Annotated in this window: 10 protein-coding genes; 3 read left to right on the top strand and 7 right to left on the bottom strand. The window is 56.8% G+C overall.

Going from position 1 to position 14,182, the window contains the following annotated elements; genetic code table 11:
- Window positions 1-44: 44 nt before the first annotated feature.
- A complete protein-coding gene (locus tag JTA15_RS14570; protein ID WP_014171725.1) occupies window positions 45-1,343 on the bottom strand; it encodes an MFS transporter in 1,299 nt (432 codons plus the stop codon).
- 473 nt (window positions 1,344-1,816) lie between these two features.
- Here JTA15_RS14570 and uxaC point away from each other — a divergent pair, with 473 nt between their 5' ends.
- Window positions 1,817-3,229 (top strand): glucuronate isomerase, encoded by a 1,413-nt coding sequence (uxaC, locus tag JTA15_RS14565; RefSeq protein ID WP_040018780.1) that lies wholly within the window; start codon window positions 1,817-1,819, stop codon window positions 3,227-3,229.
- A 17-nt stretch (window positions 3,230-3,246) separates the two neighbouring features.
- The gene (locus JTA15_RS14560) at window positions 3,247-4,734 is read left to right on the top strand and encodes a UxaA family hydrolase (protein ID WP_121339858.1); all 1,488 of its coding nucleotides are present in this window, start codon (window positions 3,247-3,249) and stop codon (window positions 4,732-4,734) included.
- A gap of 102 nt (window positions 4,735-4,836) precedes the next feature.
- Here JTA15_RS14560 and sstT read toward each other — a convergent pair whose 3' ends face one another.
- The 4 genes from sstT to JTA15_RS14540 form a co-directional block, all read right to left on the bottom strand.
- Complete coding sequence (sstT, locus tag JTA15_RS14555) at window positions 4,837-6,078, bottom strand: serine/threonine transporter SstT (RefSeq protein WP_040018783.1); 1,242 nt, start codon at window positions 6,076-6,078, stop codon at window positions 4,837-4,839.
- A 235-nt stretch (window positions 6,079-6,313) separates the two neighbouring features.
- On the bottom strand, window positions 6,314-7,282 hold the full coding sequence (locus JTA15_RS14550) for a TerC family protein (RefSeq protein ID WP_025202952.1): 969 nt from the start codon (window positions 7,280-7,282) through the stop codon (window positions 6,314-6,316).
- A 263-nt stretch (window positions 7,283-7,545) separates the two neighbouring features.
- The gene (locus JTA15_RS14545) at window positions 7,546-8,544 is read right to left on the bottom strand and encodes a Gfo/Idh/MocA family protein (protein ID WP_014171720.1); all 999 of its coding nucleotides are present in this window, start codon (window positions 8,542-8,544) and stop codon (window positions 7,546-7,548) included.
- A 70-nt stretch (window positions 8,545-8,614) separates the two neighbouring features.
- Window positions 8,615-9,118 carry a YgjP-like metallopeptidase domain-containing protein gene (locus JTA15_RS14540; RefSeq protein ID WP_025202954.1) on the bottom strand — a complete coding sequence of 168 codons (504 nt, stop codon included), beginning with the start codon at window positions 9,116-9,118 and terminating at the stop codon, window positions 8,615-8,617.
- Window positions 9,119-9,203: 85 nt separating this feature from the next.
- On the opposite strand from JTA15_RS14540, the gene rlmG reads away from it, so the two are divergent.
- Window positions 9,204-10,340, top strand: coding sequence for a 23S rRNA (guanine(1835)-N(2))-methyltransferase RlmG (gene rlmG, locus JTA15_RS14535; RefSeq protein WP_182268772.1), 1,137 nt, complete (start codon window positions 9,204-9,206; stop codon window positions 10,338-10,340).
- Window positions 10,341-10,401: 61 nt separating this feature from the next.
- Here the strand turns inward: rlmG and JTA15_RS14530 are convergent, their stop codons facing one another.
- Window positions 10,402-12,423, bottom strand: coding sequence for an NADPH-dependent 2,4-dienoyl-CoA reductase (locus tag JTA15_RS14530; RefSeq protein ID WP_219372444.1), 2,022 nt, complete (start codon window positions 12,421-12,423; stop codon window positions 10,402-10,404).
- Window positions 12,424-12,583: 160 nt separating this feature from the next.
- Window positions 12,584-14,164, bottom strand: a complete 1,581-nt coding sequence (gene lsrK / locus JTA15_RS14525) for an autoinducer-2 kinase (RefSeq protein ID WP_020883580.1) — start codon at window positions 14,162-14,164, stop codon at window positions 12,584-12,586.
- Window positions 14,165-14,182 lie beyond the last annotated feature (18 nt).

The following is a 14,182-nucleotide window of genomic DNA, read 5'->3' as shown; positions in this document are numbered from 1 at the left end:
AAAAAAGCCGCCCGGAGGCGGCTTCTGTGACATCAGGAGGGGCGCTAACTTTGCGTTGCCGGTCCCCCCAGGGACTCTTTTAGCACCTCTTCTGCCGACTTACTTTTCAGCACCGTCCAGATAACCACTGCACCCATCAGGTCGAAGATAGCCAGTACGGCAAACAGCGGGCTGAAGCCAATGGTGTCCGCCAGCGCACCCACCACCAGAGCAAACAGGGTGCTCGCCGTCCAGGCAGCCATACCGGTCAGGCCGTTAGCGGTAGCCACTTCGTTACGCCCGAAGACGTCAGAAGAGAGTGTAATCAGCGCACCGGACAGTGACTGGTGAGCAAAACCACCGACGCACAGCAGGGCGATTGCCACATACGGGCTGGTGAAGAGGCCGATCATGCCCGGGCCAATCATCAGCACTGCGCCCATCGTCACGACCATTTTACGGGAAACGATCAGGTTCACGCCAAACCAGCGCTGGAACAGCGGTGGCAGATAACCGCCCACGATACAGCCCAGATCGGCAAACAGCATTGGCATCCACGCGAACATCGCAATCTCTTTCAGGTTAAAGCCATAGACCTTAAACATGAACAGCGGGATCCAGGCGTTGAAGGTCCCCCAGGCGGGTTCGGCGAGGAAGCGCGGCAGGGCGATACCCCAGAACTGACGGGTACCCAGAATCTGCCAGACCGTCATTTTTTTGCCGTTGTTGGTCTGATGCTGAGCTTCCTGACCCCCAATGATGTATTCGCGTTCGTCTTCAGACAGTTTTTTCTGATCGCGCGGGTGTTTATAGAAAATCAGCCACGCCATGGCCCACGCAAAGCTCAGTACACCAGAGATAATGAACGCCATCTGCCAGCTGTGCATCACGATTGCCCACACCACCAGCGGTGGTGCAATCATCGCACCGATGGAAGAACCGACGTTGAAATAGCCGACGGCAATAGAACGCTCTTTCGCCGGGAACCACTCAGAGCTGGCTTTCAGCCCGGCCGGGATCATTGCCGCTTCCGCTGCACCTACCGCACCACGTGCCAGCGCCAGACCGCCCCAGCTGCCTGCCAGCGCCGTGGCGCCGCAGAAAATAGCCCAGGCGATGGCGAAGAAGGCGTAGCCGATTTTGGTCCCGAGAATGTCCAGAACATAGCCTGCGACAGGCTGCATGATGGTGTAAGCCGCGGAATAAGCAGCAATGATGTAGGAATATTGCTGAGTGGAGATATGCAGCTCTTCCATCAACGTCGGGGCTGCGGCTGCCACGGTGTTACGTGTCAGGTAGCCCAGCACGGTGCCTAACGTCACCAGTGCGATCATATACCAACGTAACCCTTTAATTTTACGCATCTAAAACCTCATCGTTATGTTAATTCCGTGCCTTGCACGGCAACCTCTCGACCGTGTCCGGGAGCGGTTGTGTAACGGGAGGGGCTTAACCGGGAGATGTCCCGGAACGGCCCGAACCTTGCCATAAGTAAGCGTGCATAAGTCGGTATCCGTACCGTTAAAACCGGTGTTTTCACACCGGGAATGCATTCCGTCGGCTTAGTGTTTGCGACGGCGAAAAGATAACTTGTCATACAACTTTAAAAGGTGAGTGACATCACAAATGCATGATTATTTGTAGGGACATTATGTGTTACGGATAAAGCCAGTTCTGGCGCGGCCTGGCGAAGGGTTTACCTCATTTGAGGTAATTAATTTGTCTGCGTTTATTGATCTAACTCACGAAAAAATGTTCTGTCTCTGGAAATTGGTGTGATAACTTTGCAGCATCTGAGCATAAGCTTTCTGACGCTCTCGTTACGAGGAAGACGATAATGACACCGTTTATGACCGAAGATTTTCTGTTAGATACCGAATTTGCTCGCCGCCTGTACCACGACTACGCCAAAGACCAGCCAATTTTCGACTACCACTGCCATTTACCGCCGCAGCAGGTTGCCGAAAATTACCGTTTCAAAAACCTGTATGACATCTGGCTGAAAGGTGACCACTACAAATGGCGTGCGATGCGCACCAACGGCGTGGCGGAGCGCCTGTGTACCGGTGATGCAAGCGACCGCGAGAAGTTTGACGCCTGGGCGGCGACCGTTCCGCACACCATCGGCAACCCGTTATATCACTGGACGCACCTTGAGCTGCGCCGTCCGTTCGGCATCACCGGAAAGCTGCTCTCCCCGGCTACCGCCGATGAAATCTGGGATCGGTGCAATGAATTACTGGCGCAGGATACCTTCTCCGCCCGCGGTATCATGAAGCAGATGAACGTGAAGATGGTGGGGACCACTGACGATCCGATTGACTCCCTGGAACATCACGCGGTGGTCGCCCGCGATACCTCGTTTGATATTAAAGTGCTGCCAAGCTGGCGTCCGGATAAAGCCTTTAATATCGAACAGGCGACGTTCAATGATTACATGGCGAAGCTGGCGGAAGTGTCTGACACCGACATTCGTCGTTTTGCAGACCTGCAGAGCGCGCTGACCAAACGTCTGGACCACTTCGCGGCACACGGCTGTAAAGTCTCTGACCACGCGCTGGATGTGGTGATGTTTGCGGAATCAAATGAAGCTGAGCTTGATAGCATTCTGGCACGTCGCCTGTCCGGTGAATCCCTGAGCGAGCACGAAGTGGCACAGTTCAAAACGGCGGTGCTGGTCTTCCTCGGTGCGGAATATGCTCGCCGCGGTTGGGTGCAGCAATACCACATTGGTGCCCTGCGCAATAACAACCAGCGTCAGTTTAAACTGCTGGGCGCGGACGTGGGCTTCGACTCCATCAACGATCGCCCGCTTGCTGAAGAACTCTCTAAGCTGCTGAGCAAACAGAACGAGCAAAATCTGCTGCCAAAAACCATCCTCTACTGCCTGAACCCGCGCGATAACGAAGTGCTGGGTACCATGATCGGTAACTTCCAGGGTGAAGGTATGCCAGGCAAGATGCAGTTCGGTTCCGGCTGGTGGTTCAATGACCAGAAAGACGGGATGGAGCGTCAAATGACGCAGCTGGCGCAGCTGGGTCTGTTAAGCCGCTTTGTGGGCATGCTGACCGACAGCCGTAGCTTCCTTTCTTACACGCGCCACGAATATTTCCGCCGCATTCTGTGCCAGATGATTGGCCGCTGGGTAACCGCGGGTGAGGCCCCTGCCGATATTCAGCTGCTGGGCGAAATGGTGAGAAACATCTGCTTTAACAATGCGCGCGACTACTTCGCCATTGAACTGAACTAAGGCCGTTTGAGGTTGATATGCAATACATCAAAATCCATTCGCTGGATAACGTTGCCGTCGCGCTGGCGGATCTGGCCGAAGGTGAAGTTGTCACCGTTGATAACCAGGCGGTAACCCTGCGTCAGGCGGTGACTCGCGGGCATAAGTTTGCCGTGAAGCCGATCGCCCAAGGAGACAACGTTGTTAAATACGGTCTCCCGATTGGTCATGCGCTGGCGGATATTGCGCCGGGTGAGCATATTCATTCCCACAACACCCGCACCAATCTGAGCGATCTGGACGAGTACAGCTATCAACCTGATTTAGCGGCAGAAGAAGCGCAGGCGGCGGATCGCGAGGTACAGATCTACCGCCGGGCGAACGGTGAGGTGGGGATCCGCAACGAGCTGTGGATCCTTCCCACCGTCGGCTGCGTGAATGGGATCGCGCGTCAAATCCAGACACGTTTCCTGAAAGAGACCCACGACGCCGAAGGTACGGACGGTGTGCACCTGTTCAGCCACACCTACGGCTGTTCTCAGCTTGGCGACGACCACATCAACACCCGCACCATGCTGCAAAACATGGTCCGCCACCCGAACGCGGGCGCGGTGCTGGTGATTGGTCTGGGCTGCGAGAACAATCAGGTGGATGCGTTTCGCGACACGCTGGGTGAGTTTGACCCCGAGCGCGTGCACTTTATGGTGTGTCAGCACCAGGATGATGAAGTGGAAGCGGGCATTGAGCACCTTCACCAGCTGTATGAGGTGATGCGTCACGACAGGCGTGAGCCGGGCAAGCTGAGTGAGCTGAAGTTCGGCCTGGAGTGCGGCGGGTCTGATGGCCTGTCCGGGATCACCGCGAACCCGATGCTGGGCCGCTTCTCAGATTATGTGATCGCCAACGGCGGTACGACGGTGCTGACAGAAGTGCCGGAAATGTTCGGCGCTGAACGTATTCTGATGAGCCACTGTCGCGACGAAGAGACGTTTGAGAAGACCGTCACGATGGTGAACGACTTCAAACAGTACTTTATCGCCCACAACCAGCCGATTTATGAAAACCCGTCTCCGGGTAACAAAGCGGGCGGGATCACCACGCTTGAAGAGAAGTCTCTCGGTTGCACGCAAAAAGCGGGTGCCAGCCCGGTGGTTGATGTCCTGCGCTACGGTGAACGTCTGAAAACGCACGGTCTGAATTTGCTCAGCGCACCGGGTAACGATGCGGTTGCGACCAGCGCGCTGGCCGGCGCCGGCTGTCACATGGTGCTGTTCAGCACCGGGCGCGGGACACCGTACGGTGGCTTTGTGCCGACGGTCAAAATCGCGACCAACAGCGAGCTGGCAGCGAAGAAAAAACACTGGATCGACTTTGATGCAGGCCAGTTAATCCACGGCAAAGGGATGCCGCAGTTACTGACGGAATTCGTGGATACCATTGTAGAGTTTGCCAACGGCAGACAGACCTGTAACGAGAAGAATGACTTCCGCGAACTGGCGATCTTCAAGAGTGGCGTGACGCTGTAAGTGTGGTGCGGGTGATGCCCTCAACCCTGTGGAGAGGGTCAAACACTAAAACGGCAACCTTCGGTTGCCGTTTTGCTTTACGTTTTGTCACCGGGCTTTTGTTTACCCGCGTAACGCGTTCTTCGCTAAACGCGCGTCTTCCGCCTGGCATGCCGCTGCGGTGAACAGCACGTCCGTTGAGGAGTTCAGCGCGGTTTCGCAGGAGTCCTGCAATACACCGATGATAAAGCCGACGGCCACTACCTGCATGGCAATCTCATTCGGGATACCGAACATATTGCACGCCAGTGGGATCAGCAGCAGCGAACCACCCGCCACACCCGATGCACCACACGCACACAGCGACGCCACCACGCTCAACAACAGCGCCGTGGGCAGATCGACCGGAATGCCCAGCGTATGCACAGCCGCCAGCGTCAGCACGGTAATGGTAATTGCCGCACCCGCCATATTCACGGTCGCACCCAGCGGGATGGAAACCGAGTAGGTGTCGCGATCCAGATTCAGCTTCTCCGCCAGCGCCATGTTAACCGGAATGTTTGCCGCAGAGCTGCGGGTGAAGAATGCATACACACCGCTCTCGCGCAGGCAGGTTAACACCAGCGGATACGGGTTACGGCGGATCTGCCAGAACACCAGCAGCGGGTTAATCACCAGCGCAACCAGCAGCATGCAACCAATCAGTACCACCAGCAACTGCGCATAGCCCAGCAGTGCGCCAAAGCCAGTGGTCGCCAGTGTGGAAGAGACCAGACCGAAGATGCCGATTGGCGCAAAGCGAATCACAATTTTGACCATAAAGGTCACGGCGTTCGACACGTCGTTGACCAGGTTTTTCGTTGTTTCGTTGCCGTGACGCAGGGCAAAACCAAGACCGATCGCCCAGACCAGGATGCCGATGTAGTTAGCGTTCATCAGTGCCGTAATCGGGTTAGAGACCATGCTCATCAGCAGGCTGCGCAGCACTTCCACAATACCGGATGGCGGGGTGATATCACCCGCAGCGCTGGTCAGGTGCAGCGAGGACGGGAACAGGAAGCTGAAAACGACGGCTGTTAAGGCTGCAGAGAAGGTACCCAGCAGATACAGGAACAAGATAGGGCGAATGTTGGTTTTTTGTCCGTGTTGATGATTGGCAATTGACGCCATGACCAGCATCAGCACCAGCACCGGTGCCACGGCTTTCAGCGCGCCAACGAAAATGGTGCCAAGCAGCCCCGTCGCTTCCGCAGCCGGTTTTGACACCATTGCCAGTAGAATCCCCAGTACCAGCCCTACCAGAATTTGTTTAACGAGACTGCCTTGCGCCAGGCGCGCAAAGAGACCAGTTGATTGTGTGCTCATAAAAATTCCTAAGTGAAATTGCGTTCCATCCTTTATGTGCTCTAAGTCACATTTATGTCCGGATGTAAGAAAATGTTTGCCTGGTTGAGTATAGGGAAACCGGATGCGGAGGGAAGCGTAAAATGCTGCATTTTACGTGTTGCGTCATAGTTTTTAACTATTCATTTACAAAAGTGTGCTGGCCCTCTCCCTGGGGGGAAGAGGGCCAACGTAAAGGCAGCAGGAAGGACCGTAATTACTCCACCTGTTGCTTCTTATCGTGCTGACGATTAACCCAGGTATTGATAAGCAACGTCACGATCAGAATGCCAAACACCACACCGAGCGAGATAGCGATAGGGATGTGGTAGAAATCGACAATCAGCATCTTGATACCGATAAACACCAGAATCACCGACAGACCATATTTCAGCATTGAGAAGCGCTCAGCCGCGCCTGCCAGCAGGAAGTACATGGCACGCAGACCGAGGATGGCGAACAGGTTAGATGTCAGCACAATGAACGGGTCAGTGGTGACCGCGAAGATAGCCGGAATGCTGTCTACCGCGAAAATCACATCGCTCAGCTCAACCAAAATCAGCACCAGCAGCAGCGGCGTGGCAAAAAGCAGGCCGTTCTTACGCACGAAGAAGTGCTCGCTCTCGATCTTGTCGGTCATGCGCAGATGACCACGGATCCACTTCACCAGCGGACGGTCGCCAATGGCGGAGCCATCTTCTTTTGCCAGCGCCATTTTGATCCCGGTGAACAGCAGGAATGCGCCGAAGACATACAGCAGCCATTCGAACTGCGTAATCAGCCAGCTTCCGGCGAAGATCATAATCGTACGCAGGATAATCGCACCCAGCACGCCGTACACCAGCACGCGACGCTGCAGGGCCGCAGGCACGGCAAAGTAGCTGAACAGCATCAGCCAGACGAAGACGTTATCGACCGCCAGGGCTTTTTCAATCAGATAGCCGGTGAGGAACGCGAGCGCCTGAGGATCGGCAACCGCGCGGCCTTCCGTTGAGGCCAGGTACCACCAGAAGGCAGCACAGAAGAGCAGGGAGAGGGTGACCCACACCAGTGACCAGGCCGCAGCCTGTTTCATGGTCATGCCATGTGCGCCGCGACGCCCCTGCAAAAAGAGGTCGATCGCCAGCATGATGAGCACGACAACCGCGAATCCGCCCCACAACATGGGAGTGCCGACAGAATGCATACTATTTTCCTTACACATAAAAAACAAAAACGGCCATGGTCAGAAGACGATAGCCGTTAGCTTTTTATGCATAGACCTCGCCTTCCGGCAAGGTCTCACTTACAACCAAAAAGACGGGCTTTTTGGTTGCCCGGCGACCGGATGCGGTTTTGCACGCATCGTAATGACGATCCACCGGCAAGGAAGTTACTCCCCTTTGCAGGTAACAAAATATGTCAGACCAGTGATTTCGTCAATGGTCTGCACCGTTTCATTACACAGCTTTACGCGATAGCTTCTGCGCCCACGCCATCTGCAGGGAAGACTACGCCGGTTTGACGGCGGATCTCGGTTTGCAGTTTCGCCGTGGTGCGGCTGACCGCCAGCCCAGGGTGATTCACTTCATTGTCTTCTACCAGACGGGCGAAGACCTCTGCCTCATAGAGCATAGTGTTAATATGCTGAGGCTGCGTCAGCTCCTGCGCTTTGCCGCCACGTGGGACAATGCTCAGCTTCTGACACTCGGAAATCTTCTCGATAACCAGTGAGCCCGCTTCGCCCTGAATTTCGCTGGGCAGAACGGAATCGCTCACCTTGGAGTGCTGCAGCGTAACGCTGAAATCACCGTAATCCAGCACCACAATACCGTGCGCATCCACACCGCTTTCCAGCAGGCTGGCCGTGGCGGTGACGCCGTGCGGCTCGCCCCACAGCGCCACGGCAGAGGCCAGACAGTAAAAACCGATGTCCATAATCGAGCCGTTAGAGAAGGCCGGGTTAAAGGTGTTCGGGTTTTCACCGTCCAGATAACGCTGATAGCGCGACGAGTACTGGCAGTAATTAATAAACGCTTTACGCACTTTGCCAATCTTCGGTAGAGACTGCTGTAACAGAAGGAAGTTTGGCAGGCTGGCGGTTTTGAACGCTTCGAACAGCACCACCTGATTGTCGCGGGCAAGCTGAATCGCGGCTTCCACTTCCTGAATGTTCGAGGCCAGCGGCTTCTCGCAAATCACATGTTTTTTATGGCTAAGAAACAGCGACGTTTGCGGAAAGTGCAGGGAGTTTGGGCTGGCGATGTAGACCGCGTCAATGGCGTCACTTTGCGCCATCTCATCGAGCGACGTGAACAGATGTTCAACCAGATAGTCGTTCGCGAAACTCTGCGCCTGCTCCAGGCTGCGGGAATAGACTGCGGTGAGCTTAAATTTGCCGGTTTCATGGGCGGCGTCGACGAACTGGCGGGTGATCCAGTTCGTGCCAATAACTGCGAAACGTATCATAAACGTTTACGTACTCCGTAGCAGGGAACCTTTAGCCACTGTAGCACGTGATTATTGCAAAACCAGTGCGCTACTGCGCATTACTCTTTAACGATAAATGCGTAAGCCATAAACGGGTATCGAACTCCAGCTGGTGGTACTGCGGCTCCATATGGCAGCACAGAGAATAGAAGGCCTTGTCGTGCTCTTTTTCCTTCAGGTGTGCCAGCTCATGCACCACGATCATCCGCAAGAACGCTTCCGGCGCGTGACGAAACACGGTAGCAACGCGGATCTCCGCTTTCGCTTTGAGCTTGCCGCCCTGAACACGGGAAACGGCAGTGTGCAGGCCGAGCGCGTTTTTCAGCACATGGATCTTGTTGTCGTACATCACCTTATTGATGGGTGGCGCGCTCTTCAGATAGGTGTTTTTCAGATCCTGGGTATACTGCCAGAGCGCCTTATCGGTCGCGAAGTCATGCGTACCCGGATAGCGTTTTTCCAGCACCGCGCCCAGCTTTTGCTCGGCAATTAAGCTGCGAACCTGAGAAAGTAAGTTCTCCGGGTAGCCCTGGAGATAAGTTAGTTGGTTCATCAACGCCCCAATTTGACAATAAAACGGGTATACTCACGCACCCTTTTCAGGGATAACGCCGAAATTTTACCATTCAGGAGGGCCGATGAGCCACTTAGACAACGGTTTCCGTTCACTCAACCTTAAACGTTTCCCGGAAACGGACGACGTTAACCCGCTTCAGGCGTGGGAAGCGGCGGATGAATATCTGCTGCAACAGTTGGATGACACTGAAATCAGCGGCCCGGTTTTGATCCTGAATGACGCGTTTGGCGCGCTGGGCTGTGCTCTGGCAGAACACACGCCTTACAGCATCGGTGATTCCTACCTGAGCGAGCTGGCGACGCGGGAAAACCTGCGCCACAACGACATCGACGAATCCAGCGTTAAGTTCCTCGACAGCACCGCGGACTACCCGCAGGAGCCGGGCGTGGTGCTGATCAAAGTGCCGAAAACAATGGCGCTGCTGGAACAACAATTGCGCGCACTGCGCAACGTCGTAACCCCACAAACGCGTATTATCGCGGGGGCCAAGGCGCGTGATATCCATACCTCAACGCTGGAACTGTTCGAGAAAGTGCTCGGCCCAACCACCACGACGCTGGCCTGGAAAAAAGCGCGTCTCATTAACTGTACTTTCAGTGCCCCCGAACTGGCCGACGCGCCAGAAACCCTGAGCTGGACGCTGGAAGGCACTGACTGGACAATCCACAACCACGCGAACGTCTTCTCCCGCACCGGCCTTGATATCGGGGCGCGTTTCTTTATTGAAAATCTGCCGGATAACCTGGAAGGCGAAATCGTCGATCTGGGCTGTGGTAACGGTGTGATTGGCCTGACGCTGCTGGCGAAGAACCCTGACGCGAGCGTTGTATTTAGTGATGAGTCGCCGATGGCGGTGGCCTCCAGTCGTCTGAACGTTGAAACCAACATGCCGGACGCGCTGGATCGCTGCGAGTTTATGATTAACAACGCGCTGTCGGGCGTTGAGCCGTTCCGCTTTAATGCCGTGTTCTGTAATCCCCCGTTCCACCAGAAACACGCCCTGACGGATAACGTCGCCTGGGAGATGTTCCACCATGCACGCCGCTGCCTGAAAATTAACGGCGAGCTGTATATCGTGGCGAACCGTCACCTGGACTACTTCCACAAGCTGAAGAAGATCTTCGGTAACTGCACCACGGTTGCCACCAACAACAAGTTCGTGGTGCTGAAATCCGTCAAGCTGGGTCGCCGCCGCTAACACGGGGCGCTGAGTTTACACCGGCCTGCCTCGCGTGCAGGCCCGGTGAGCGTTGCGTCACTCAGAGACTCAATGCCAGCGTTGTGCCCTGCGCAATGGCGCGTCGCGCATCCAGCTCCATCGCCACGTCGCATCCGCCGATCAGGTGTACCGTTTTTCCCGCCTCACGCAGCGGATCCACCAGATCGCGCTTCGGCTCCTGACCCGCACACAAAATCACATGATCCACCTGCAGCAGCTGCGGCTCACCGCCGATCAGCACGTGCAGCCCCGCATCATCGATCTTCTGATAGCTCACCGACGGTATCATCTTCACCCCGCGAGAGAGCAGGGTTGCGCGATGGATCCAGCCCGTGGTTTTGCCCAGGCCTTCACCGGGTTTGCTGGCTTTACGCTGCAGCATGACGATCTGACGCGGGCTTTTCGGCAGCTGGGGTCCTTCCGGTCGCAAACCGCCGGACTGGTTAAGGCTGGTGTCGATACCCCATTCCACGCAGAAGTCGGCAATGTTCTGGCTGGTGGGTTCGCCGGGCTGACTTAAGTACATCGCGGTATCGAACCCGATCCCGCCGCAGCCGATGATCGCCACTTTTGCCCCCACCGGCGCTTTGTCACGCAAAACGTCCAGATAGCTCAGGACTTTCGGATGATCGATGCCCTCGATCGCAGGCCTGCGTGGTGCGATCCCGCTTGCCAGGATCACCTCATCGTACTCCATTACATCCACCGGGTTTACAAACTGGTTGAGGCGCAGATCCACGCCCGTCAGGTCGATCATTCGGCGGTAATAGCGCAGGGTTTCGTAAAATTCTTCTTTGCCCGGGATCTGTTTGGCGATATTGAACTGCCCGCCAATCTCAGCGGCGGCATCGAACAACGTCACGCTGTGGCCGCGCGAGGCGGCATTCACCGCAAACGCCAGACCCGCCGGGCCGGCACCGACCACGGCCAGGCGTTTTTTATTCACCGCCGGGAAAATCGGCATTTTGGTTTCGTGGCAGGCGCGGGGGTTGACCAGACACGAAGTGACCTTGCCAACAAAAATCTGATCCAGACAGGCCTGATTACAGCCGATACAGGTGTTAATCTCATCTGCACGCCCGCTCTGCGCTTTGGAAAGCAGCTCGGCATCCGCAAGGAACGGACGTGCCATGGAGACCATGTCGGCATCCCCGGCGGCGATCACATTTTCCGCCACTTGCGGGTCGTTAATGCGGTTAGTGGTCACCAGCGGGGCAGACACTTTCCCTTTCAGCTTGCGCGTGACCCAGCTGAACGCCGCGCGTGGTACCGGTGTGGCGATGGTCGGAATACGCGCCTCGTGCCAGCCGATGCCGGTATTGATGATGGTCGCACCGGCGGCTTCAATCGCCTGCGCCAGCTGTACGGTTTCGTCGAACGTCCCGCCGCCCTCCACCAGATCGAGCATCGACAGGCGGTAGATAATAATAAAATCCGCCCCGGCACGTTCACGCACGGCGCGCACCACTTCCACTGCAAAGCGCATGCGGCGCGCGTAATCGCCACCCCACTCATCGTCGCGCTGGTTTGTGCGGGCCGCGAGGAATTCGTTGATCAGGTAGCCTTCCGAGCCCATCACCTCAACACCGTCATAGCCCGCTTCACGCGCCAGCGCTGCACAGCGGGCGAAGTCGTCAATCAGCGTCAGGATCTCATCGTGGCTGAGGGCATGGGGCGTAAAGCGGTTAATCGGGGCCTGAATGGCCGACGGTGCGACCAGATTCGGTTGATAGCTGTAACGCCCGGTGTGCAGGATCTGCAGGGCAATTTTCCCGCCCTCCCGGTGAACGGCGTCAGTGACCACGCGATGATGCGGCAACTGGCTGGCGTCGTTCAGCACCGCACCGCCTTCCATCCCCACGCCAGAAGGCGCAGGGGCCACCCCGCCGGTAACAATCAGCGCCACCCCGTGACGTGCGCGCTCGGCATAGAAGGCCGCCAGACGTTCGGCCCCGTCCGGATGTTCTTCAAGCCCGGTATGCATTGAGCCCATCAGCACGCGGTTTTTAAGGGTGGTGAACCCCAGATCGAGGGGGGCAAATAACGACGGGTAGTGGCTCATAGTCTCTTCCAGTGTAAAATTATTGTTATGTGGTCGGATGAGTTACTAATTTAGCCAGCGATGAGTAAAAGGGAAAAGGGGAATGCGGCGATTGTGATGGGATTCAAATATTGGTGTGGCCTGACGCCCTCTCCCGGAGGGAGAGGGGGCGTTATAGCTCTCAGGGAGAGGGGGCACGCACTAAACCCGGTGCCTGCCACATCGATGTCGTCAGTCCGCTGTCCACCAGCCCAAGCTGGTCGGCATAAACGGCCTGCCACTTCTGCATCATACCGTCGTACAACTCCCGGTGCGCCGGGTTTGGCGTGAACTCGCGGCTCCATTTCACCAGCCGTTCGCCTGTCGCCGCCATATCCGAAAACAGCCCGGCTCCCGTTCCGGCAGCAATCGCACAGCCCAGCGCTGTCGCCTCTTTCACTTGCGGAACGCGCACCGGCAGACCGGTCACGTCGCTTAAAATCTGGCTCCACAACGCGCCTTTCGAGCCACCGCCTGCAAACACCAGACCGTCGAACGTTACCCCTGAGAACCGTGAAATCTGCGTCAGGTTACACGCCGAGACAATCGCCGCGTTCTCTTCCAGCGCACGGAACAGCGTGGCTTTGTTGCATTTTTCCGGGTCGATGGAGAGGTTAATAAACGACGGCGCGGCGTGGTACCACTGCTTGAAGTGCATAGCATCTGAGAAGATCGGCATAACACCGTGTGAACCGGCAGGCACGCGGCTGGCCATCTCCTCAAGCAGGGAGTAAGTGTCCATTCCCATCCGCTCCGCGATGAGTTTCTCTTCCGCGCAGAAGGCGTCACGGAACCAGCGCATGGTCAGGCCGGTAAAGAAGCTGATCGATTCCGCCTGCGCCATGCCGGGGATCACATGCGGATTCACGCGGATGTTCATCTCCGGGTCGGTGCGTACCTGCGGCAGGTTGACCACCTGCTGCCAGAAGGTACCGCCCAGCACGGCCGTTTGCCCGGCCCGCACGACGCCTAACCCAAGACAGCCAAGCTGCACGTCGCCACCGCCCATCACCACCGGCGTGCCTTCGCGCAGGCCGCTCTGCTGTGCGGCATCTTTGGTGATCGCACCGAGCACGGTGCCGGTCTCCTTCACCGGAGAGAGGATATCGGCACGCAGCCCGGCCATGTCGAGCAGCGCCGGACGCCAGTCGCGGGAGAAGAGATCCAGCATACCGGTAGTCCCGGCATTGGACGGATCAACGGCCAGCTCGCCGGACAGTTTTGCCGCCAGCCAGTCGCTTATCATGGTGATCGTGGCGGCTTTGCGGTAGATGTCCGGACGATGGTGCGCCAGCCACAGCAGGCGCGGCATGGCGCTCAGGGCCAGGGTCTGGCCGGAGACGTCATACACTTCGGATTCAAAACGGTAGTCGTGGATCTCTTTGAGTTCGGCTACCTCGCGGCTGGCGCGGGCATCGACGTTGGCGCACGCCCAGATGGCGTCGCCATTGCGGTCATACAGCACGATCCCCTCGCGCATTGAGCAGCAGGCCACGGACTGGATATCCGCTGCGCTCAGGCGGGCGCGCTCCAGCGCCTGATGAATACACTGGCAGGTGAGCCGCCAGTTAATGTCGAGATCAAACTCCATCGAGCCCGGCACATTCTCCACGCTCAGGTGTTTCCACTCGGCCTGGCCAACGGCAACCTGATTTCCCTGCAAATCGAAAATTACGGCGCGAACGCTGCCTGTCCCTGCATCTAACGCTAAAAGGTAACTCATGAGCATGCCTCGTGTCAG

The organism is Enterobacter sp. BIDMC 29, from assembly GCF_019378755.1.
Classification (GTDB): domain Bacteria; phylum Pseudomonadota; class Gammaproteobacteria; order Enterobacterales; family Enterobacteriaceae; genus Enterobacter; species Enterobacter ludwigii.
This window is presented reverse-complemented; position numbering and strand designations above follow the sequence as displayed.

Excerpts from the sequence above, each read along its gene's own strand:
- JTA15_RS14570 (WP_014171725.1), bottom strand. The coding sequence starts at position 1,343 with ATGCGTAAAATTAAAGGGTTACGTTGGTATATGATCGCACTGGTGACG.
- uxaC (WP_040018780.1), top strand. The coding sequence starts at position 1,817 with ATGACACCGTTTATGACCGAAGATTTTCTGTTAGATACCGAATTTGCT.
- JTA15_RS14560 (WP_121339858.1), top strand. The coding sequence starts at position 3,247 with ATGCAATACATCAAAATCCATTCGCTGGATAACGTTGCCGTCGCGCTG.
- sstT (WP_040018783.1), bottom strand. The coding sequence starts at position 6,078 with ATGAGCACACAATCAACTGGTCTCTTTGCGCGCCTGGCGCAAGGCAGT.
- JTA15_RS14550 (WP_025202952.1), bottom strand. The coding sequence starts at position 7,282 with ATGCATTCTGTCGGCACTCCCATGTTGTGGGGCGGATTCGCGGTTGTC.
- JTA15_RS14545 (WP_014171720.1), bottom strand. The coding sequence starts at position 8,544 with ATGATACGTTTCGCAGTTATTGGCACGAACTGGATCACCCGCCAGTTC.
- JTA15_RS14540 (WP_025202954.1), bottom strand. The coding sequence starts at position 9,118 with ATGAACCAACTAACTTATCTCCAGGGCTACCCGGAGAACTTACTTTCT.
- rlmG (WP_182268772.1), top strand. The coding sequence starts at position 9,204 with ATGAGCCACTTAGACAACGGTTTCCGTTCACTCAACCTTAAACGTTTC.
- JTA15_RS14530 (WP_219372444.1), bottom strand. The coding sequence starts at position 12,423 with ATGAGCCACTACCCGTCGTTATTTGCCCCCCTCGATCTGGGGTTCACC.
- lsrK (WP_020883580.1), bottom strand. The coding sequence starts at position 14,164 with ATGAGTTACCTTTTAGCGTTAGATGCAGGGACAGGCAGCGTTCGCGCC.